The sequence below is a fragment of the Mesorhizobium sp. YL-MeA3-2017 genome (genome assembly GCF_030814575.1).
GTDB lineage: Bacteria > Pseudomonadota > Alphaproteobacteria > Rhizobiales > Rhizobiaceae > Mesorhizobium > Mesorhizobium terrae.
The window spans coordinates 909,227-929,280 of the sequence record NZ_JAUSVH010000001.1 but is presented as its reverse complement, the minus strand read 5'-3'; the positions used below and the strand labels follow the sequence as shown (position 1 = coordinate 929,280).

The following is a 20,054-nucleotide window of genomic DNA, read 5'->3' as shown; positions in this document are numbered from 1 at the left end:
CATGGACAGCTTCTTCTCCTTCTACGTGCTGCCGGCGCTGCTGATCCTCTTGAAGTCGGTCGTGCTGATCGTCGTGCTTCTGATCTTCGTGGCCTACATCCTTTATGCCGACCGCAAGATCTGGGCGGCGGTGCAGCTGCGTCGCGGCCCGAACGTCGTCGGTCCGTGGGGCACGCTGCAGGCCTTCGCCGACCTGTTCAAGTTCGTTTTCAAGGAACCGATCATTCCGTCCGGCGCCAACAAGGGCGTGTTCCTGCTCGCTCCGCTGGTCTCGGCGGTGCTTGCCATCGCCGCCTGGGCGGTGATCCCGGTCAACAATGGCTGGGCGATCGCCAACATCAATGTCGGCATCCTCTACGTCTTCGCCATCTCCTCGCTCGAAGTCTATGGCGTGATCATGGGCGGCTGGGCGTCGAACTCGAAATACCCGTTCCTCGGCGCGTTGCGCTCGGCGGCGCAGATGGTGTCCTACGAGGTCTCCATCGGCTTCGTCATCGTCACAGTGCTGCTCACCGTCGGCTCGCTGAACCTCACCGACATCGTGTTGTCGCAACATGATGGCCTCGGCACCCGTCTGGGCCTGCCCAACACCTTCCTCGACTGGAACTGGCTGGCACTGTTCCCGATGTTCGTGATCTTCTTCATTTCGGCGCTGGCCGAGACGAACAGGCCGCCCTTCGACCTGGTCGAGGCGGAATCGGAACTCGTCGCCGGCCACATGGTCGAATATTCGTCGACGCCGTTCCTGCTGTTCTTCCTGGGCGAGTATGTCGCCATCGTGCTGATGTGCGCGCTGGCCACCATCCTGTTCCTGGGCGGATGGCTGCCGCCGTTCGACTTCGCACCCTTCACCTGGGTGCCGGGCGTGATCTGGTTCGTCCTCAAGGTCTGCCTGATGTTCTTCTTCATCTCCATGGTGAAGGCATTCGTGCCGCGCTACCGCTACGACCAGCTGATGCGTCTGGGCTGGAAGGTGTTCCTGCCGATCTCGCTGTTCATGGTGGTGGCGACTGCCGCGTTCCTGAAACTCACGGGGGGGGCGTGATGTCCCCGAATGTTTTGGGTGCGATCGTTGCCGTTTTCTGGTTGGAACTGGGAATTTTGTTGATCTGGTTGGTGCTCCATAAAACCACGTGGCTTGAGAATGTAGGAATGAATCACGGGCTTTCTGCACAGCAGCTCCGTCGCTACTTCTGGATCCTACCGGCCTTGGCCGCGCTCGGCGGTGTGTTCATCGGTTGGCAGGGCGGACCGGCATTATTTGGAGGCGAATAGGAACATGTCCGCTCTTGCTCAGGCCGCCAAGGCACTGCTTCTGAAGGACTTCGTCGGCGCCTTCTTCCTGTCGATGCGCCAGTTCGTGTCGCCGAAGGAGACGATCAACTACCCGCACGAGAAGGGGCCGATCAGCCCGCGCTTCCGTGGCGAGCATGCGCTGCGGCGTTATCCGAACGGCGAGGAACGCTGCATCGCCTGCAAGCTGTGCGAAGCGATCTGCCCGGCGCAGGCCATCACCATCGAGGCCGGTCCGCGGCGCAATGACGGCACCCGCCGCACCGTGCGCTACGACATCGACATGGTGAAGTGCATCTATTGCGGCTTCTGCCAGGAAGCCTGCCCGGTGGACGCCATCGTCGAGGGGCCGAATTTCGAGTTCGCGACCGAGACGCGCGAGGAGCTTTATTACGACAAGGAAAAGCTGCTCGCCAACGGCGACCGTTGGGAGCGCGAGATCGCGCGCAACATGGAACTGGACGCACCTTACCGGTGAGTTTTGAAAGATGGACGCGCCGCAACGGCTCGTCTAAGGACAACGCGGTTTCGCAACCGGAGGCGGGGCGAGGCCGAAAAGAATGGAGCAGGGCGCCAGCCTTGCCCAACAGGAACCTGGGGGAACCCCTATGCTGAACGGACTAGAGGCGGCCTTCTTCTACCTCTTCGCCTTTATCGCTGTGGCGTCGGCCTTCATGGTCATCTCGTCGCGCAACCCCGTGCATTCGGTGCTGTTCCTCATCCTCACGTTCTTCAACGCGGCTGGGCTGTTCCTGCTCACCGGCGCCGAGTTCCTGGCGATGATCCTGCTGGTCGTCTATGTCGGCGCGGTCATGGTGCTGTTCCTGTTCGTCGTCATGATGCTCGACGTCGACTTCGCGGAACTGAAAAGCGGTGCCTTGCAATATGCGCCGATCGGCGCGCTCGTCGGGCTGATCCTGGCGGCGGAGCTCATCGTGGTGCTGGGCGGCTACACCTTCGCGCCGCAGCTCGCCACCACCATCACGCAGAAGACGCCCGATCTTGCCACCCGCACCAACACGGCGGCACTCGGCGACATTCTCTATACGAATTATCTCTTTTACTTCGAGATCGCAGGCCTGGTGCTGCTCGTCGCCATGATCGGCGCGATCGTTTTGACGCTTCGCCACAAGCCGGGCATCAAGCGGCAGTCGATCGCGGAGCAGGTCGCCCGCACGCCGGCGACCGCCATCGAAATCAAGAAAGTCGAGACGGGGAAGGGTATCTGAGATGACCGTCGGCATCGGACATTACCTCACCCTTTCGGCCATCCTGTTCACGCTCGGCGTGTTCGGCATTTTCCTGAACCGCAAGAACGTCATCGTCATCCTGATGTCGGTGGAACTGATCCTGCTGGCGGTGAACATCAATTTCGTCGCCTTCTCGGCGGCGCTGGGCGACCTCGTCGGCCAGGTCTTCGCACTGTTCGTGTTGACGGTGGCGGCGGCCGAGGCGGCGATCGGTCTTGCCATTCTGGTCGTCTTCTTCCGAAACCGCGGTTCGATCGCGGTCGAAGACGTGAACATGATGAAGGGTTAACGGGGCAATCATGTACCAAGCCATCGTCTTTCTTCCCCTCATCGGCTTCCTGATCGTCGGGCTGTTCGGCAATTCGCTGGGCGCCAAGGCATCGGAATACATCACCTCTGGTTTCCTGGTGATCTCGGCGGTTCTGTCCTGGGTGGCCTTCTTCACGGTCGCGCTGGGCTCGGGCGAAGCCTTCACCGTTCCGGTCATGCGCTGGATTCAGTCCGGCGGCGTCGACGCCGCCTGGGCGCTGCGGATCGACACGCTGACTGTCGTCATGCTGGTTGTGGTCAACACCGTATCCGCCTTGGTGCACATCTATTCGATCGGCTACATGCACCACGATCCGAACCGGCCGCGCTTCTTCGCCTACCTTTCGTTGTTCACCTTCGCCATGCTGATGCTGGTGACGTCGGACAATTTGATCCAGATGTTCTTCGGCTGGGAAGGCGTTGGTCTCGCGTCCTATCTGCTGATCGGCTTCTGGTACAAGAAGCCGTCGGCCAATGCCGCCGCCATCAAGGCGTTCGTCGTCAACCGTGTCGGCGACTTCGGTTTCGCGCTCGGCATCTTCGGCGTCTATGTGCTGTTCGGCTCGGTCAACCTATCGACCATCTTCGCCAATGCCGCCGCCTTCGCGCCGGCCGGCCATGACGCCGCCGCCACCGCTGCAGCGCATGGCGAAACGGTGCTGACCTTCCTCGGCTATGCGCTGGACAAGGGTGCGGCGCTCACCGTCGTCTGCCTGCTTCTCTTGATGGGCGCCATGGGCAAGTCGGCGCAGGTGCCGCTGCACACCTGGCTGCCGGACGCCATGGAAGGCCCGACGCCGGTTTCGGCGCTGATCCATGCCGCCACCATGGTCACCGCCGGCGTGTTCATGCTGGCGCGCCTGTCGCCGCTGTTCGAACTGTCGGCTACCGCGCTTACCGTCGTCACGCTGGTCGGCGCCATCACCGCCTTCTTCGCGGCCACCGTCGGCCTGGTGCAGAACGACATCAAGCGCGTCATCGCCTATTCGACCTGCTCACAGCTCGGCTACATGTTCGTGGCGCTCGGTGTTGGCGCCTATGGCGCGGCAATCTTCCACCTGTTCACGCACGCCTTCTTCAAGGCGCTGCTGTTCCTGGGCTCCGGCTCGGTCATCCACGCGATGTCGGACGAGCAGGACATGCGCAAGATGGGCGGCATCCGCAAGCTGATCCCCACCACCTACTGGATGATGGTGATCGGCACGCTGGCGCTGACCGGCGTCGGCATCCCGGCGACCGTCATCGGCACGGCCGGCTTCTTCTCCAAGGATGCCATCATCGAATCGGCCTTTGTCGGTCACAATGCGATGGCGATCTTCGCTTTCGCGCTGCTGGTGATCGCCGCCTGCTTCACCTCTTTCTACTCCTGGCGCCTGATCTTCATGACCTTCCACGGCAAGCCGCGTGCCAGCCACGACGTCATGCACCATGTCCATGAATCGCCGCCGGTGATGCTAGTGCCGCTGTTCATCCTGGCGGCCGGCGCGCTGGCTGCTGGCTTCCTGTTCCACGACTACTTCATCGGCGAAGCCTATGCCGAATTCTGGAAGGGCTCGCTGTTCACGCTGCCCGACAACCATATCCTGCACGACATGCATGGCGTGCCGGTGTGGGTGAAGCTGGCGCCGTTCGTCGCCATGGTGGTCGGCTTCCTGGTCTCCTGGAAGTTCTACATCTCTTCGCCCGAGATGCCGGTGACGCTGGCGCAGCGCCATCGCGGACTCTATGCCTTCCTGCTCAACAAGTGGTACTTCGACGAGTTGTACGACTTCCTGTTCGTGCGGCCGGCCAAGCGCCTCGGCACCTTCCTGTGGAAGAAGGGCGACGGCGCCGTCATCGACGGTCTCGGCCCCGACGGCGTCTCGGCCCGCGTGGTGGATGTCACCAACCGCGTGGTCAAGTTGCAGACCGGCTACCTCTATCACTATGCCTTCGCCATGCTGATCGGCGTTGCTGCACTCGTCACCTGGATGATGCTCTGATGTCGACCTGGCCAATCCTCTCCACGGTCACCTTCCTGCCGCTCGTCGGCGCGCTGCTGATCCTGTTCATTCGTGACGACAGCGATGCGGGGCGCCGCAACGTGCGCGCCATCGCGCTGTGGACCACGATCGTCACCTTCCTGGTGTCGCTGCCGATCTGGTTCTACTTCGACAAGTCGAGCACCGGCTTCCAGTTCGTGGAAAAGATGGGCTGGCTGGATTCAGGCATCTCCTACCACATGGGCGTCGACGGCATTTCCATGCTGTTCGTCATCCTGACGACCTTCCTGATGCCGCTCTGCATCCTGGCGTCGTGGACCTCGGTGGAGAAGCGCGTCAAGGAATACATGATCGCGTTCCTGATCCTGGAAACGCTGATGGTCGGCGTGTTCTGCGCAATGGACATCGTGCTGTTCTACGTCTTCTTCGAGGCCGGCCTGATCCCGATGTTCATCATCATCGGCGTGTGGGGCGGCAAGCGGCGCGTATATGCCTCGTTCAAGTTCTTCCTCTACACGCTGCTCGGCTCGGTGCTGATGCTTCTGGCCATCATGGCGATGTTCTGGCAGGCGGGCACCACCGATATCCCGACGCTGCTGACACACAACTTCCCAGCCAACATGCAGACTTGGCTATGGCTCGCCTTCTTCGCCTCCTTCGCGGTGAAGATGCCGATGTGGCCGGTGCACACCTGGTTGCCTGACGCACACGTCGAGGCGCCGACAGCGGGTTCCGTCATCCTGGCCGCCATCCTCCTGAAGATGGGCGGTTACGGCTTCCTGCGTTTCTCGCTGCCGATGTTCCCGCTGGCGTCCGAGTTCTTCGCACCCTTCGTGTTCACGCTTTCGGTCATCGCCATCATCTACACCTCGCTGGTGGCGCTGATGCAGGAGGACATCAAGAAGCTGATCGCTTATTCGTCGGTGGCGCATATGGGCTTCGTCACCATGGGCATCTTCGCCCTCAACCAGGAAGGCATCCAGGGCGCCATCTTCCAGATGCTGTCGCACGGCCTGGTCTCGGGCGCGCTGTTCCTGTGCGTGGGCGTCATCTACGACCGCCTGCACACCCGCGAGATCGCCGCCTATGGCGGCCTCGTCAACAACATGCCGAAATACGCCACCGCGTTCCTGATCTTCACCATGGCCAATGTCGGCCTGCCGGGCACCTCAGGCTTTGTCGGCGAATTCCTGACCATGATTGGCGCCTTCAAGGTGAACACCTGGGTGGCGTTCTTCGCCGCCACGGGCGTCATCCTGTCGGCTGCCTATGCGCTGTGGCTCTACCGCCGCGTCATCTTCGGCGCGCTGACCAAGGACAGCCTCAAGAGCATGCTCGACCTGTCGCCACGCGAGAAGGTGATCCTTTATCCGCTGGTGATCCTGGTCATCTTCTTCGGCGTCTACCCGGCGCCGGTCTTCGACGCGACGGCCGCTTCGGTCAAGTCGCTCGTCACCAACGTCACCGCATCCATCGGCTCCGCGCAGACCGCGGCGGCGCACTGAGTAGAGCATCATGACACCGGATCTTCTCTCCAGCCTTTCGCTCTCGACGCCGGAACTGATCATCGCCATCGGCGCGCTGGTCCTTCTGATGGTGGGCGCCTATTCGCGCGAGGCGTCGAGCGGCGCCATCAGCGGGCTCGCCGTGGCCATCCTCATCGTCGCCGGCGGCTGGATGCTGTTCGTCACGGGCGAGGGCAACGCCTATGGTGGCGCCTTCGTGCAGGATGCCTTCGCGCGTTTCATGAAGCTGTTGTCGCTGGTCGGTTCGGCGGTCACGCTGATCATGTCGGTGCGCTTCGCCAAGGCCGAACGCTTCGACAAGTTCGAATATCCGGTGCTGATCCTTCTGTGCACGCTCGGCATGATGCTGATGATCTCGGCCAACGGGATGATCGCGCTGTATCTGGGCCTCGAGCTGCAATCGCTGGCGATCTATGTGCTGGCCGCCATCAACCGCGATAATGTCCGCTCGACCGAGGCAGGCCTGAAGTATTTCGTGCTCGGCGCTTTGTCGTCCGGCATGCTGCTCTACGGTATCTCGCTCGTTTACGGCTACACCGGCAATGTCGGCTTCGAGGCGATCGCCAATGCGCTCAGCCATGGCGGACGCCAGCTGGGCCTGGTGTTTGGTCTGGTCTTCGTGCTGGCCGGCCTTGCCTTCAAGATCTCGGCCGTGCCGTTCCACATGTGGACGCCGGATGTCTATGAAGGCGCGCCGACCCCGGTCACCGCCTTCCTGGCGGCGGCGCCGAAAATGGCGGCGATGGCACTCGTCGTGCGCGTCACCATGGGTGCGTTCGAGCCGATCGCCAAGGACTGGCAGCAGATCATCGTCTTCATCTCCATCGCTTCGATGGCGCTGGGCGCCTTCGCGGCCATCGGCCAGACCAACATCAAGCGCCTGATGGCCTATTCCTCGATCGGCCATATGGGTTACGCGCTGGTCGGCCTTGCTGCCAATTCCGAAGCCGGCGTGCGCGGCGTCGTCATCTACATGCTGATCTATCTGGTGATGACGCTGGGCACCTTCGCCTTCATCCTGGCGATGCGCCGCAACGACCAGAATGTCGAACAGATCAGCGATCTGGCCGGCCTGTCGTCGACCAACCCGATGATGGCAACCATCCTCACCATTCTGATGTTCTCGCTGGCCGGTATTCCGCCGCTCGCCGGCTTCTGGGGGAAGTGGTACGTGTTCCTGGCCGCCATCAACGCCAATCTCTACGCGCTGGCGATCATCGGCGTCTTGGCCTCGGTGGTGGGTGCGTTCTACTATCTGCGCATCATCAAGCTCATGTGGTTCGATGAGCCGGTCGGCGCTTTCCAGCCGATGGCCGGCGAGCTTCGCCTGGTGCTCGGCCTCTCCGGCGCCTTCGTGCTGCTCTATGTGCTGATCGGCGGTCCGATTAGCACCTACGCGCAAGCTGCGGCAAAGACGTTCTTTTGATGGGTGAGAAGCGGCGCGCGCAGCGCATGAAAAGCCAATTGCTTGGCCTTTCGAGCTTCGAACGCCCTCAGCCTGCGAAGGGTCCGGTAGGAAAAGGGCAGGCCGTCCTTGTCGGGTTTGCGCCGCTCCCCATCTGCCTGTCGGCATCTTCTCCCTGTGAACGGGGAGAAGAGGTTTTTTCGTCGTGAGCTTCCGTCTCGCACCCACTGTCGAAGCCCAAGGCTTTCGCCTCGAGGCGCATGAGAGCGTCGGCTCCACAAACGCGCTGGCGCTGGATCGTGCCCGCGCCGGCGATCCCGGCAAGCTCTGGATCGTCTCCAAGAAACAGGAAAGCGGGCGCGGCCGGCGTGGCCGGGTGTGGGCGACGCTGGAAGGTAATCTTGCCGCGACCCTGCTTGTAGTCACCACCGGCGAGCTGCGCATGGCGGCAACGCTCGGCTTCGTCGCCGGGCTGGCACTGGCAGATGCGCTCGACGCCGTGGTGCCCAAGGGGCGCATCGCGGTCGGGCTCGACGGAGCCGGCGCGGGGCGCAACCGTTTCGAGCTGAAATGGCCGAACGACGTTCTGGCCTCCGGCGCGAAGCTCTCCGGCATCCTGCTGGAATCGGCGATGCTGGACGGCGGCCGTTTCGGCGTGGCCGTCGGCATCGGCGTCAATGTCGTGGCCCATCCTGAAGACCTGCCTTACCCCGCCACTTCGTTGAAGGCGCTGGGGGCGAATTGCGACGCCGAAACACTGTTCCTGGCGCTGTCGGACGCCTGGAGCGAAAACGCCGGCCTGTGGGCCGAGGGACGCGGGCTGACCGCCATTCGCGAGCGCTGGCTCAGGCGCGCCGCGGGGCTTGGCGGCGAGGTTGCCGTCAGGATCGACGGCAATGTGGTGCGTGGTACCTTCGAGACCATTGACGAGGATTGCCGTTTCGTGATCCGCGATAGTGCAGGCAAAATGATTACGGTCGCCGCCGGCGACGTGCATTTCGGCGCGGTGGCTTCGGCCGGGGCACAATAGGGCCGCCACGGCGCGGTCGCGCCGGATTGTGGCAAAAGGAGAGACTGGATGGCGAAAGCGGACAACGCCGAGCTCGTATTCGTGCCGCTGGGCGGCGTTGGCGAAATCGGCATGAACTTCGCCCTTTACGGCTATGGTCCGGCGAACAACCGCGAGTGGATCATTATCGATGTCGGCGTCACTTTTCCCGATGCCGCCCATCCCGGCGTCGACCTGATCCTGCCCGACACGCGCTTCATCGAGGACAAGCTCGCCAAGCTGCGCGGCATCGTCATCACCCATGCCCATGAAGACCACTACGGCGCGCTGCACGACATCTGGCCGAAGCTGAAGGCGCCGGTGTGGATGACGCCGTTCGGCGCCGGCCTGCTCGAGGCCAAGCGCCAGGGCGAGCAGAACGCGCCGAAGATCCCGGTCACCATCTACCGCGCCGGCGAGAAATTCACGATCGGTCCGTTCGAGATCGAGGCGATCCCGGTCGCCCATTCCATCCCCGAGCCGATGTCGCTGGCCATCACCACGCCGGTCGGCACCGTCATCCACACCGGTGACTGGAAGATCGATCCGGCGCCGTCCATCGGCCCGATGACCGACGAGGCGCGTTTCCGCGCCTATGGCGACAAGGGCGTGCTGGCGCTGGTCTGCGATTCCACCAATGCGCTGAGGGAAGGGGATTCGCCTTCCGAGCAGGCTGTCGGCGAAAGCCTGAAAAAGCTGATCGAGGAGGCCAAGGGCCGCGTCGCCGTGTCCACCTTCTCCTCCAATGTCGGGCGCATCGTGGCGATCGCGCGCGCTGCGCGCGACGCCGGCCGCCAGGTGCTGGTGCTCGGCCGTTCGCTGAAACGCGCCATCGATGTGGCGGGTGAACTCGGTTACATGGACGGCCTGCCGGAATTCATCGCCGAGGAAGATTACGGCTTCATTCCGCGCGAGAACCTGGTCGTCATCTGCACTGGCAGCCAGGGCGAACCGCTGGCGGCGCTCGCCAAGCTGTCGCGCGACGAGATGAAGTCGGTGGCGCTCACCGCCGGCGACACCGTGATCTTCTCCTCCCGCACCATTCCCGGCAACGAGAAGGCGATCCTGGAGATCAAGAACCGGCTGATCGATCTCGGCATGAAGATCATCGAGGATGGCGATGCGCTGGTGCATGTGTCGGGCCATCCGCGCCGCAGCGAACTGAAGCGCATGTATGAATGGGTGCGGCCGGCCATCGGCGTGCCGGTGCATGGCGAGGCTGCGCATCTGGTGGCGCAGGGTTCCCTGATGTCGATGTCCGGTATCCGCCAGGTGGCGCAGGTGCGTGACGGCGATATGCTCAGGCTCTATCCGGGGGCGGCCGAAATCGTCGACCAGGTGCCGTTCGGCCGGGTCTACAAGGACGGCAAGCTGGTTGGCAGCGACGAGGCGATGGGCATCAAGGACCGTCGCAAACTGTCCTTCGCCGGCCATGTCGCGGTCAATGTCGTGCTCGACGACAAATATGAACTCGCCGGCGACCCCGATCTCGTCGCCATCGGCGTCGCTGAGGCGGATGCCTCGGGCGAGTTGCTCGAGGACATCATGCTCGATGCGGCAGTTGGTGCGGTGGACTCCATACCGCGCCAGCGCCGAAAGGATCTGGACCTGGTTCAGGAGTCCGTTCGCCGCTCCGTACGCGCCGCCGCCAACGAGACCTGGGGCAAGAAGCCGCTGGTGACGGTGTTTGTGACGCGGTGAAAAGGGAGTAGGCAGTAGGCGATCGGCAGTCGACATTGAAGGTTGCTTGCTACTGTCAGGCAAATTGCATTCCGTCCCGACTGCCGACTGCCGACTGCCGACTGCCGTGGAGTTTCCATGCTTGGACGTCTCAATCATGTCGCCATTGCCGTGCCCGATCTCGGTGCGGCGGCGGCCACCTATCGCGACACTCTCGGTGCCAGGGTGACGGCGCCGCAGGCGCTGCCGGAGCATGGGGTGACGGTGGTGTTCATAGATCTCGGTAACACCAAGGTGGAGTTGCTTGAGCCGCTGGGCGAGGCATCGCCCATTGCAGCCTTCCTGGAAAAAAACCCGTCGGGCGGCATGCATCATATATGCTATGAGGTGGATGACATCCTCGCCGCGCGCGATCGCCTGAAGGCGTCGGGCGCGCGCGTGTTGGGCGATGGAACCCCTAAGATCGGCGCGCACGGCAAGCCGGTGCTGTTCCTGCATCCGAAGGATTTTTCCGGCACGCTTGTGGAGTTGGAGCAGTCATGACCGGAGGAAGCTTTACCGCCTGGGACTGGATCTCGATGGTCGCGGTCTATTTCGTGGTGTGGTGGATCACGCTGTTCGCCATTCTGCCCTTCTCCTTCCGCCGGCAGGACGAGCAGGAGGAGGTGGTGCTGGGCACCACCGCCAGCGCGCCGAAGCGGCCGCGCTATTTCTACATCCTGCTGTGGACGACGGTGTGGGCGTTCATCGTGCTCGCCACCTATTATGGCGTCACCGCCGGGCTCGGCTACACGGTCGACGACATCCCGCAGATCCTGCCCAGCTTCACCTAGCGGCCTGCCTTAATTTCCAGGCCGCCGCCGGTGCCAAACGCTCGTTTTGCTGCGATGCAGCGGAAAATTGGCGTCTGCCTTCCCACGACGATCACGAACAAGTGTGAAGCCGTTCACAGTGCGTCGCGCCGCGATCGCCTACACCTCGGTGTGCAAGCGCCTGAAGCAGCGGCGAGGAGGCCACGCTTCAGGCGAGATGGGCAGTGGAAGACCGAGACGAGAGAGACGGGGAGAACGCCGCACAGCTTCGGAAAACGATCGCAGCGCGTCACCAATAGTCTTGAGCCGGCTTGATAGTGTGCATCAGCCGGCACATGCAATTTGTTGATTGCCCAAAAAAAATGCAAGGCACGAGGCCTTGCAATTTTAACGCGTCCGATCTGCTTTCCGTTTCCGGCGGCTGCGAGTTACCGCGCCTAGATCGCATCCTCCCAAGACTTTGACCGCGCAGGAGAACAGATTTCGCTCCGTCCTCTCGGTTATTCAATTACTTTAGACTGGCGCCGATGAAAATGTCACGGGAAATTTTTCATCGGAAGCCTGTTTCATGTGCTGCATTGCACAATAAAACGGCGTTCCTCGCCTAGCAAACCCTCAGCCGTTCCCGGCGCGATATTGCCACGGGCCGCGCGGGTTTCCATTCCGCCATGAAATGGCTATGAAGCCCTTGCATTGAAGCCCGCCGCGCACCGATTCCGGCGCGGCCTTCCTCACTTACGGACCCATCCATGCGGTTGTCGCGCTACTTCCTGCCCATCCTGAAAGAGAACCCCCGCGAGGCCGAAATCGTCTCGCATCGCCTGATGCTGCGCGCCGGCATGATCCGGCAGCAGGGACAGGGCTCTTTCACCATGCTGCCACTCGGCAAGCGCGTCCTGGACAAGGTCTGCGCGATCATCCGCGAGGAGCAGAATCGCGCCGGCGCGCTGGAAATCCTGATGCCGACCATCCAGTCGGCCGAGCTGTGGCGCGAAAGCGGTCGCTACGACGCCTATGGCAAGGAGATGCTGCGCATCAAGGACCGCCAGGACCGCGAGCTGCTCTACGGGCCGACCAACGAGGAAATGGTGACGGAGGTTTTCCGCTCCTACGTCAAGTCCTACAAGGACCTGCCGCTCAACCTCTATCACATCCAGTGGAAGTTCCGCGACGAGGTGCGTCCTCGTTTCGGCGTCATGCGCGGCCGTGAATTCCTGATGAAGGACGCTTACACGTTCGACCTCAACTATGAGGGCGCCAAGGCGGCCTACTACCGGATGTTCGTGTCCTATCTGCGCACCTTCACTCGCATGGGCCTGAAGGCGATCCCGATGCGCGCCGATACCGGCCCGATCGGCGGCGACCTCAGCCATGAGTTCATCATCCTGGCCGAAACCGGCGAGAGCCAGGTGTTCTGCCACAAGGACTTCCTGTCGCTGCCCGTGCCCGGCGAGGGCGTCAATTATGGCAACGATGCCGAAATCGCCGGCATCGTGCAGGAATGGACGACGCCCTACGCGGCGACCGACGAGATGCATGACGAGGCCGCCTGGGACAAGATCGCCGACGGCGAGCGCCTCTCGGCGCGCGGCATCGAGGTTGGCCACATCTTCCACTTCGGCGACAAATATTCCAAGCCGATGGGTGCCAAGGTGCAGGGCCCCGATGGCAAGGAGCACAACGTCTCCATGGGCTCCTACGGCATCGGCCCGACGCGCCTCATCGCCGCCATCATCGAGGCCAGCCACGACGAGGCCGGCATCATCTGGCCGGAAAGCGTGGCGCCGTTCGACATCGGCCTGATCAACATGAAGGCGGGCGATGCCGATTGCGACCGCGTCTGCGACGAGCTCTACGCAGCGCTGACCGCCGCCGGCAAGGACGTGCTTTATGACGACACAGACCAGCGACCGGGCGGCAAATTCGCCACCGCCGACCTGATCGGCTTGCCGTGGCAGCTCATCGTCGGGCCGCGCGGCGTCGCCGCCGGCGAGGTCGAGATCAAGAACCGCAAGAGCGGCGAGCGCGAGACGCTGCCGCTGGCTGCCGCCCTCAAGCGCCTGGGTGTTGCCGGATGAGCGAGAGCGCGGCGGTCAAGGCGGCGAGCGCCGGACCTTTCTCCGGTTTCGAGCGCATGGTGGCTTGGCGCTACCTGCGCTCGCGGCGCAAGGAAACGGTGATCTCGGTGATCGCCTCGATCTCCTTCCTCGGCATCATGCTGGGCGTGGCGACGCTGATCGTCGTCATGGCGGTGATGAACGGTTTCCGCGCCGAGCTTCTGTCGCGCATTCTGGGCATCAACGGCCATCTCATCATCACGCCGGTGGATATGCCGCTGGAGGACTATGCCGAGCTCGCCAAGCGCATCAACGGCGTACCCGGCGTCAAATACGCGATCCCGCTAGTCGAGGGCCAGGTGCTGGCGCAGGGCAATGTCGGTTCGGGCGGCGGCGCGCTGGTGCGCGGCATCCGCGGCGAGGATCTCGGCAAGGTCACGCTGGTCGCCAACAACATCAAGCAGGGCTCGATCGTTGCCTTCGACACCGCCGGCGGCGTGGCGATCGGCCGGCGTATGGCCGATAATCTCGGCCTGGCGCTCGGCGACACCATCACGTTGATCTCGCCCGAAGGCGACGTCAGCCCGCTCGGCACGACGCCGCGCCTAAAAGGCTATCCGGTGACGGCGATCTTCGAGGTCGGCATGTCGGAATACGACACCTCGATCGTCTACATGCCGTTCTCCGAAGCCCAGATGTATTTCAACTCTGAAGGCAAGGCGCAGAGCCTCGAGGTCTATCTCGACAATCCCGACAATGTCGAGGCGCTGAAACCCAAGGTGGAGGAGGCGGCGCAGCGGCAAATCTACATGACCGACTGGCGCCAGCGGAACCAGACCTTCTTCTCGGCGCTGCAGGTCGAGCGCAACGTCATGTTCATGATCCTGACGCTGATCGTCCTTGTGGCGGCGCTCAACATCATTTCCGGCCTTGTCATGCTGGTGAAGGACAAGGGGCACGATATCGCCATCCTGCGCACCATGGGCGCGACGCGTGGTGCCATCCTGCGCATCTTCCTGATGACGGGGGCGGCGATCGGCGTGGTCGGCACCCTTGCCGGGGTGCTGCTGGGCGTCGTCATCTGCCTCAATGTCGAGCGTATCCGCGAGTTCTTCTCCTGGCTGTCAGGCACGGTGCTGTTCAATCCCGAGCTCTATTTCCTCAGCCAGTTACCGGCCAAGATGGATGCAAGCGAGACGGTCTCGGTCGTTGTCATGGCGCTTGTGCTGTCGTTCATCGCCACGCTGTTCCCGGCCTGGCGGGCGGCCCGGCTCGATCCGGTCGAAGCGCTGAGGTACGAATAATGGCCGCGGCAGTGCTGGAACTGAAGAGTGTCGAACGGCACTATGTGCAGGGGCCGCGCAAGCTCACCATCCTCAACGGCGCGGAGTTTACGCTGCACCGGGGCGAGATGGTGGCGCTGGTGGCGCCGTCAGGCACCGGCAAGTCGACGCTCCTGCATACGGCCGGCCTGCTCGAACGGCCGGATGGCGGCGACGTCATCCTGTCGGGCAAGGCCTGCGGGCGGCTCTCCGACGACGAGCGCACCGCGATCCGCCGCAACGACATCGGCTTCGTCTACCAGTTTCACCACCTGCTGCCGGAATTCTCGGCGCTGGAAAACATCATGATGCCGCAGCTCATTCGCGGCCTGTCGAAACCGGAGGCGGCCAAGCGCGCCGCCCAGCTGCTCGACTACATGCAGATCGGCAAACGCGCCCAGCACCGGCCCTCGGAACTGTCCGGCGGCGAACAGCAGCGCGTGGCGATCGCGCGCGCCGTCGCCAATGCGCCGCTGGTGCTCCTGGCCGACGAGCCGACCGGCAATCTCGATCCGGTCACCGCTTCCTATGTCTTCGACGCCTTGGAAGCGCTGGTCAGGCAGTCCGGCCTGGCAGCGCTGATCGCCACCCACAACCACGAGCTTGCCGGCCGCATGGATCGCCGGGTGACGCTCAATGAAGGCAAGGTGGTGCCGCTTTAGAACCGGCTGCTGAAGCCCGCCGGCTGGTTTCCGCCGGCATTGCGGACAATGTGATCGCCGTTACAGACCGCAACGCAGGTCTCTCCTAGGTTCGTCGTTGCGACGAAACCTGAAGGGGGAAACTGTCATGCTTTCTCGCGACAAGGCCGCGGCGCATGTGCCGCACGACGTGCATCCTCTATCGACATCCACATTGGCAAAAGCGCTTCTCGGCGCTGCCTGCGCCGCCACATTGAGCCTAGCACTCACGGCACCAGCCGTCGCCAGCCAGGCCATTGGCTGGTGGGGCGGCAACTGGTCCTGCAACATCGACGGCCGCCCAGCCCGGATGAAATGGGTGGTGGTCGACGATTCCCAGACCAACTGCGACGGCGATGTCTGCACTTCCACTTCCGGCGTGCGCTGGAAGGGGTCGTTCTCCGACAACGGTTCACGCTGGGTGCCGCTGACCAATCCGCGTCCCAGCGATGGCGGCGGTGTGTACTTCCGGCATGCCGACGGCAATCGCTGGTTTCTGCGCAAGCCGGTTGGCGGGCGCTCGAGTGGCTGGACCACATGGAACGGCAGCCGCTACGGCCTGTCCTGCTGGCGCTAGCCTGCACCCGGGTCGCGGCATAGCCGCGCTGTTGGCAGGAGCTGGTCCCTTCCGGCCAACAATTGCCCGGTGCACGCCGCCCCTTCCGCTGCGAGGCGGAAGGGGCGATGTCGGGCTCGCTTCCCGGTGCACCGGCATCCCCGGTGGAAAGCAGGGATAAGTTACCGGCGGCCGGCGACATCAACCTTTCCTTAACCCTGCCTTTCGAGGCCATCCGGAATCGGCCGGCATGCCGTTCTCCTGCGTTGACTTTGGAACAAAATTAGAACAAATTACGTACATATTAACAACAGGAGCCAGCCATGACTGATTTGATCCAGGATGTCGTCTCTCTTGTGTGCATGAGCGCCTTCCTCGTTTCGATGGCAATGTGGATCGGTGCGATGTGATGAAGGCGTCGCGGCCAACTGGCCGCGACATGCGTGAAGAACCGGGTCGGCGATGCTGCCGACCGCGAAAGACAAGATCGCCGACACGCCCGGACCGGTACGGGCAGCAGGCGAAACTCCCTCAGAGCCAGACGTGTGAGAGCTTCGGCACGGAGCGTCGACTAGAGCGCCGCGCGTCCAATTGGACGCGCAAAGGACGCTCTAATACTTTGACTCTGCTGCATCGGCCTACCGAAAATCGATTCCGATTTTCTGGCCGATGCAGTAGTTGCGTCTGGCTCATGCCAACAGGCTGCGGTCGCAACAAGCACCCTGTGCTGGCCTGCGAGCCATCAAACGGATGCTGCGAGGGTAGGGCTGGCTCAGCCGGCCTTGCGCTGCGGCTCGGCTTCGGCCGCCTCGGCAGGGCCGAACACGGTCTCGAAACCGGCCTTCAGCGCGACGTCGAGGTCGGCCATGGTCACCGGCAGGCCGAGATCGACCAGCGAAGTGACGCCGTGGTCGGAAACGCCGCACGGCACGATGCCGCCGAAATGGGCGAGGTCTGGTTCGACATTGATGGCGATGCCGTGGAAGGAAACCCACTTGCGCAGGCGGATACCGATGGCGGCGATCTTGTCCTCGGCCGGCGTGCCGTCGGGCAGGGCGGGCCGGTCCGGCCGCACCACCCACACCCCGACGCGGTCCTCGCGCCGCTCGCCCTTCACGTTGAAGGCGGCGAGGGTGCGGATGATCCATTGTTCGAGCGCGGCCACGAAGGCGCGCACATCCTCGCGCCGCCGCTTCAGGTCGAGCATGACATAGGCCACGCGCTGGCCGGGGCCGTGATAGGTGTATTCGCCGCCGCGCCCTGCGTTGAAGACGGGAAAGCGGTCGGGGTCGATTAGGTCCGCCGCCTGCGCGCTGGTGCCGGCGGTGTAGAGCGGCGGATGTTCCACCAGCCACACCATCTCGCCGGCGGTGCCGGCCCGGATCGTCTCGGCGCGCGCTTCCATGAAAGCCAGGGCGTCGGGATAGGCGGTGAGGCCGGGTTCGATGCGCCATTCCACCGGCGCGGAGCCGGCAAAGGGCAGGAACGTCGTGGCTATCTGGCTGCGTTCGGTCATCATGTTCTCGAAAGACTGCCCATCATATGGCGGCAATCGACGGCAACGTCCAGTTCCGGCCATTGTCCCAGCCGCCATACGAGGCGTACAGCGACCGTCGCCGCTGCTCGCTCTGAAGGCTATGGAACGAGTAAATGTGTCCCAGGCATGGTCTTAATGTGGGACACAAATGGCCCGAAAGCCATGGAAATACTGGGTTTTCTGATGGTGAATGGTGCGGTCGAGAAGACTCGAACTTCCACGGGTTGCCCCACAGCGACCTCAACGCTGCGCGTCTACCAATTCCGCCACGACCGCCCGTGGTAGGAGCCGGAATGCACCGGCTCGCGGCGTGTAGCAAATCGTTTCCGGCGAAACAAGGCCATAAGCGGCAATAATCGCACGTTCCGCAACAGACTTTGCATATGGCCCGTGGCGGCCGTTGCGTAAGCTGGGAACAGGGCCGTTTTCCGGCAGTCGCGCCGCTTCAATCCGGCATCGTCTTGCTCTAAACCGGACGCTGATCCTTTCCCGGAAAAGCGTCGCTGGGGACATCATGCAGGTTGAGGGGCAGCATCAGGACGACCAGTTCCACGCCGACATCTACGGCGAGGACGGCGTCATTCGCGCGGCTTTCGTCGCCCATATCGGCGCCGCCATCGCCGACCGCGACACGCTGACCTTGAAACACGAAGTCGGCGACCTGCACCAGTCGGAGCTCGGCGACCTGCTGGAGGCGCTGCTGCCCGACCAGCGCCGGGCGTTGGTCGATCTGCTCGGCACCGATTTCGACTTTTCGGCGCTGACCGAGGTCGACGAGGCGATCCGCCTCGACATCGTCGACAACCTGCCCAACGCGCAGATCGCGCAGGCGGTGCAGGAGCTCGATTCCGACGACGCCGTCTACATCCTGGAAGACCTCGACCAGGAGGACCAGGACGAGATCCTTTCGCAGCTGCCGTTCACCGAGCGCATCAGGCTGAGGCGCGCGCTCGACTATCCGGAAGAAAGCGCCGGGCGGCGCATGCAGACCGAGTTCGTTGCCGTGCCGCCGTTCTGGACGGTCGGCCAGACCATCGACTACATGCGCGACGACACCGACCTGCCGGACCGGTTTTCCGAAATCTTCGTCATCGACCCCACCTTCAAGCTGCTCGGCGCCATCGGCCTCGACCAGGTGCTGCGCGCCAAGCGCGCGGTGAAGGTCGAGGAGATCATGCACGAGACCCGCCACGCCATTCCGGCGACGATGGACCAGGAGGAGGCGGCACGCGAATTCGAGCAATACGATCTTTTGTCGGCCGCCGTGGTCGACGAGAACGAGCGGCTGGTCGGCGTGCTCACCATCGACGACGTCGTCGACGTCATCCAGCAGGAGGCGGAGGAAGATCTCCTGCGCATGGGCGGCGTCGGTGACGAGGAGCTCTCCGACACGGTAGCCGCCACCTCGCGTTCGCGCGTGCCGTGGCTCCTGGTCAATTTGTGCACGGCCTTCCTGTCAGCCTCGGTGATCAGCCTGTTCGGCGCCACCATCGAGGAGATGGTGGCGCTTGCCGCGCTGATGCCGATCGTCGCTTCGCTCGGCGGCAATGCCGGCACCCAGACCATGACGGTGACGGTGCGGGCGCTCGCCACGCGCGACCTCGATATCTACAATGCCGGACGCGTCATCCGCCGCGAGGTGCTGGTCGGCTTGCTCAACGGCGCCATCATCGCCACGCTGCTCGGGCTGGTGGCCGGTCTCTGGTTCCACAACATCGATCTCGGCTTGGTCATCGCCGCCGCCATGATCGTCAACATGCTGGCGGCTTCGCTGGGCGGCATCCTGATTCCGCTGTTTCTTGACAAGCTGGGCGCCGATCCCGCCATTTCCTCGTCGATCTTCACCACCATGATCACCGACGTCATCGGCTTCCTGGCCTTTCTCTCCTTCGCCACCTGGTGGCTGCATCTGGGCGGGGGCTAGCTGGAAATCGCCCGCGTCTTTGAAAACAATTGGTGATTTTGCCCACAATTGACTTTTACGTAAATGCCGTGCGAAGCTTGCCGTCGACCCGCATGCTGTTCGATTCTGGCGATATGAGCCGTGAAGCGGCGGCACGACGGACAACGGCGTATCTCGCCCCCTGTGCCCGGAGTGACCATGCGGGAATATTACACGATCACCGAGCTGACGCGCGAGTTCGACATCTCGACGCGTACCTTGCGTTTTTATGAGGATGAAGGGCTGGTTGCGCCGGTTCGGCGCGGCCGCACGCGGCTGTTCCGCCCCTCCGACCGGCATCTTGTCCGCCAGATCCTGCGCGGCAAGCGGCTGGGCTTCGCGATCGCCGAGATCCGCGAGATCATCCAGATGTACAAGGAGCCGCCGGGCGAGGTCGGCCAGCTGAAGCTGATGATCAAGCGCATCGAGGAAAAGCGCGACGACCTGCGCCAGAAGCGCCGCGACCTCGAGGAGACGCTGGCCGAACTCGACCAGGCCGAGGAATCCTGCGTCGAGCGGCTGGTCGAGCTCGGCGTCAGCACCTGAAATCCGGCGCGCCGCCCGTTCTGGTCGCGGTCCGCACCGTCCCGTTGGCGTCATCGCCGTGACGACGATGGCCGCCGCGCCGCCTTTTTCCAACAAACGCGCAATGCCT

General features: G+C 63.3%; 19 protein-coding genes and 1 tRNA gene. 18 read left to right on the top strand and 2 right to left on the bottom strand.

The window, feature by feature from the left end; genetic code table 11:
* The first annotated feature begins 1 nt into the window (after position 1).
* The 16 genes from nuoH to QFZ88_RS04240 all read left to right on the top strand — a co-directional run bounded on the left by nuoH (position 2) and on the right by QFZ88_RS04240 (position 15,941).
* Positions 2 to 1,045, top strand: coding sequence for an NADH-quinone oxidoreductase subunit NuoH (gene nuoH / locus QFZ88_RS04315; RefSeq protein WP_024924574.1), 1,044 nt, complete (start codon positions 2 to 4; stop codon positions 1,043 to 1,045).
* A complete protein-coding gene (locus QFZ88_RS04310) occupies positions 1,045 to 1,275 on the top strand; it encodes a hypothetical protein (protein WP_024924575.1) in 231 nt (76 codons plus the stop codon). Before nuoH ends, QFZ88_RS04310 begins: the two co-directional genes overlap by 1 nt.
* 4 nt (positions 1,276 to 1,279) lie before the next feature.
* Positions 1,280 to 1,771, top strand: coding sequence for an NADH-quinone oxidoreductase subunit NuoI (gene nuoI, locus QFZ88_RS04305; RefSeq protein WP_024924576.1), 492 nt, complete (start codon positions 1,280 to 1,282; stop codon positions 1,769 to 1,771).
* Between the two features lie 130 nt (positions 1,772 to 1,901).
* Positions 1,902 to 2,522, top strand: a complete 621-nt coding sequence (locus QFZ88_RS04300) for an NADH-quinone oxidoreductase subunit J (RefSeq protein WP_024924577.1) — start codon at positions 1,902 to 1,904, stop codon at positions 2,520 to 2,522.
* A 1-nt stretch (position 2,523) separates the two neighbouring features.
* Entirely contained in the window at positions 2,524 to 2,832 is a 309-nt protein-coding gene (nuoK, locus tag QFZ88_RS04295; protein ID WP_024924578.1) for an NADH-quinone oxidoreductase subunit NuoK, read from the top strand.
* Between the two features lie 10 nt (positions 2,833 to 2,842).
* Positions 2,843 to 4,834 (top strand): NADH-quinone oxidoreductase subunit L, encoded by a 1,992-nt coding sequence (gene nuoL / locus QFZ88_RS04290; protein WP_024924579.1) that lies wholly within the window; start codon positions 2,843 to 2,845, stop codon positions 4,832 to 4,834.
* Positions 4,834 to 6,339, top strand: coding sequence for an NADH-quinone oxidoreductase subunit M (locus QFZ88_RS04285; protein ID WP_024924580.1), 1,506 nt, complete (start codon positions 4,834 to 4,836; stop codon positions 6,337 to 6,339). The genes nuoL and QFZ88_RS04285 overlap by 1 nt, the downstream gene beginning before the upstream one ends.
* A gap of 10 nt (positions 6,340 to 6,349) precedes the next feature.
* Entirely contained in the window at positions 6,350 to 7,786 is a 1,437-nt protein-coding gene (gene nuoN, locus QFZ88_RS04280) for an NADH-quinone oxidoreductase subunit NuoN (RefSeq protein WP_024924581.1), read from the top strand.
* Between the two features lie 184 nt (positions 7,787 to 7,970).
* Positions 7,971 to 8,795 (top strand): biotin--[acetyl-CoA-carboxylase] ligase, encoded by an 825-nt coding sequence (locus QFZ88_RS04275; protein ID WP_024924582.1) that lies wholly within the window; start codon positions 7,971 to 7,973, stop codon positions 8,793 to 8,795.
* 48 nt (positions 8,796 to 8,843) lie between these two features.
* Positions 8,844 to 10,514 carry a ribonuclease J gene (locus tag QFZ88_RS04270; RefSeq protein ID WP_024924583.1) on the top strand — a complete coding sequence of 557 codons (1,671 nt, stop codon included), beginning with the start codon at positions 8,844 to 8,846 and terminating at the stop codon, positions 10,512 to 10,514.
* Between the two features lie 117 nt (positions 10,515 to 10,631).
* Positions 10,632 to 11,036, top strand: coding sequence for a methylmalonyl-CoA epimerase (gene mce / locus QFZ88_RS04265; protein ID WP_024924584.1), 405 nt, complete (start codon positions 10,632 to 10,634; stop codon positions 11,034 to 11,036).
* Complete coding sequence (locus QFZ88_RS04260; protein ID WP_024924585.1) at positions 11,033 to 11,326, top strand: DUF1467 family protein; 294 nt, start codon at positions 11,033 to 11,035, stop codon at positions 11,324 to 11,326. The genes mce and QFZ88_RS04260 overlap by 4 nt, the downstream gene beginning before the upstream one ends.
* 728 nt (positions 11,327 to 12,054) lie before the next feature.
* The gene (gene proS, locus QFZ88_RS04255) at positions 12,055 to 13,383 is read left to right on the top strand and encodes a proline--tRNA ligase (RefSeq protein ID WP_024924586.1); all 1,329 of its coding nucleotides are present in this window, start codon (positions 12,055 to 12,057) and stop codon (positions 13,381 to 13,383) included.
* Positions 13,380 to 14,666, top strand: coding sequence for a lipoprotein-releasing ABC transporter permease subunit (locus QFZ88_RS04250; RefSeq protein ID WP_024924587.1), 1,287 nt, complete (start codon positions 13,380 to 13,382; stop codon positions 14,664 to 14,666). The genes proS and QFZ88_RS04250 overlap by 4 nt, the downstream gene beginning before the upstream one ends.
* A complete protein-coding gene (locus QFZ88_RS04245; RefSeq protein ID WP_036255054.1) occupies positions 14,666 to 15,346 on the top strand; it encodes an ABC transporter ATP-binding protein in 681 nt (226 codons plus the stop codon). Before QFZ88_RS04250 ends, QFZ88_RS04245 begins: the two co-directional genes overlap by 1 nt.
* Positions 15,347 to 15,473: 127 nt before the next feature.
* A complete protein-coding gene (locus QFZ88_RS04240) occupies positions 15,474 to 15,941 on the top strand; it encodes a DUF6006 family protein (RefSeq protein WP_024924589.1) in 468 nt (155 codons plus the stop codon).
* Between the two features lie 751 nt (positions 15,942 to 16,692).
* On the opposite strand, the gene lipB is transcribed toward QFZ88_RS04240, so the two are convergent.
* Together lipB and QFZ88_RS04230 are read right to left on the bottom strand one after the other, a co-directional pair.
* Positions 16,693 to 17,436: a lipoyl(octanoyl) transferase LipB gene (lipB, locus tag QFZ88_RS04235; RefSeq protein WP_024924590.1), complete on the bottom strand. Its 744-nt coding sequence runs from the start codon at positions 17,434 to 17,436 to the stop codon at positions 16,693 to 16,695.
* A gap of 212 nt (positions 17,437 to 17,648) precedes the next feature.
* A tRNA-Leu gene (locus QFZ88_RS04230) sits at positions 17,649 to 17,733 on the bottom strand.
* Between the two features lie 238 nt (positions 17,734 to 17,971).
* Between QFZ88_RS04230 and mgtE the strand changes: the two genes are divergently transcribed.
* Complete coding sequence (mgtE, locus tag QFZ88_RS04225) at positions 17,972 to 19,381, top strand: magnesium transporter (RefSeq protein WP_024924591.1); 1,410 nt, start codon at positions 17,972 to 17,974, stop codon at positions 19,379 to 19,381.
* Between the two features lie 177 nt (positions 19,382 to 19,558).
* Complete coding sequence (locus QFZ88_RS04220) at positions 19,559 to 19,945, top strand: MerR family transcriptional regulator (protein ID WP_024924592.1); 387 nt, start codon at positions 19,559 to 19,561, stop codon at positions 19,943 to 19,945.
* Positions 19,946 to 20,054 lie beyond the last annotated feature (109 nt).

Excerpts from the sequence above, each read along its gene's own strand:
- nuoH (WP_024924574.1), top strand. The coding sequence starts at position 2 with ATGGACAGCTTCTTCTCCTTCTACGTGCTGCCGGCGCTGCTGATCCTC.
- QFZ88_RS04310 (WP_024924575.1), top strand. The coding sequence starts at position 1,045 with ATGTCCCCGAATGTTTTGGGTGCGATCGTTGCCGTTTTCTGGTTGGAA.
- nuoI (WP_024924576.1), top strand. The coding sequence starts at position 1,280 with ATGTCCGCTCTTGCTCAGGCCGCCAAGGCACTGCTTCTGAAGGACTTC.
- QFZ88_RS04300 (WP_024924577.1), top strand. The coding sequence starts at position 1,902 with ATGCTGAACGGACTAGAGGCGGCCTTCTTCTACCTCTTCGCCTTTATC.
- nuoK (WP_024924578.1), top strand. The coding sequence starts at position 2,524 with ATGACCGTCGGCATCGGACATTACCTCACCCTTTCGGCCATCCTGTTC.
- nuoL (WP_024924579.1), top strand. The coding sequence starts at position 2,843 with ATGTACCAAGCCATCGTCTTTCTTCCCCTCATCGGCTTCCTGATCGTC.
- QFZ88_RS04285 (WP_024924580.1), top strand. The coding sequence starts at position 4,834 with ATGTCGACCTGGCCAATCCTCTCCACGGTCACCTTCCTGCCGCTCGTC.
- nuoN (WP_024924581.1), top strand. The coding sequence starts at position 6,350 with ATGACACCGGATCTTCTCTCCAGCCTTTCGCTCTCGACGCCGGAACTG.
- QFZ88_RS04270 (WP_024924583.1), top strand. The coding sequence starts at position 8,844 with ATGGCGAAAGCGGACAACGCCGAGCTCGTATTCGTGCCGCTGGGCGGC.
- mce (WP_024924584.1), top strand. The coding sequence starts at position 10,632 with ATGCTTGGACGTCTCAATCATGTCGCCATTGCCGTGCCCGATCTCGGT.
- QFZ88_RS04260 (WP_024924585.1), top strand. The coding sequence starts at position 11,033 with ATGACCGGAGGAAGCTTTACCGCCTGGGACTGGATCTCGATGGTCGCG.
- proS (WP_024924586.1), top strand. The coding sequence starts at position 12,055 with ATGCGGTTGTCGCGCTACTTCCTGCCCATCCTGAAAGAGAACCCCCGC.
- QFZ88_RS04250 (WP_024924587.1), top strand. The coding sequence starts at position 13,380 with ATGAGCGAGAGCGCGGCGGTCAAGGCGGCGAGCGCCGGACCTTTCTCC.
- QFZ88_RS04245 (WP_036255054.1), top strand. The coding sequence starts at position 14,666 with ATGGCCGCGGCAGTGCTGGAACTGAAGAGTGTCGAACGGCACTATGTG.
- QFZ88_RS04240 (WP_024924589.1), top strand. The coding sequence starts at position 15,474 with ATGCTTTCTCGCGACAAGGCCGCGGCGCATGTGCCGCACGACGTGCAT.
- lipB (WP_024924590.1), bottom strand. The coding sequence starts at position 17,436 with ATGACCGAACGCAGCCAGATAGCCACGACGTTCCTGCCCTTTGCCGGC.
- mgtE (WP_024924591.1), top strand. The coding sequence starts at position 17,972 with ATGCAGGTTGAGGGGCAGCATCAGGACGACCAGTTCCACGCCGACATC.
- QFZ88_RS04220 (WP_024924592.1), top strand. The coding sequence starts at position 19,559 with ATGCGGGAATATTACACGATCACCGAGCTGACGCGCGAGTTCGACATC.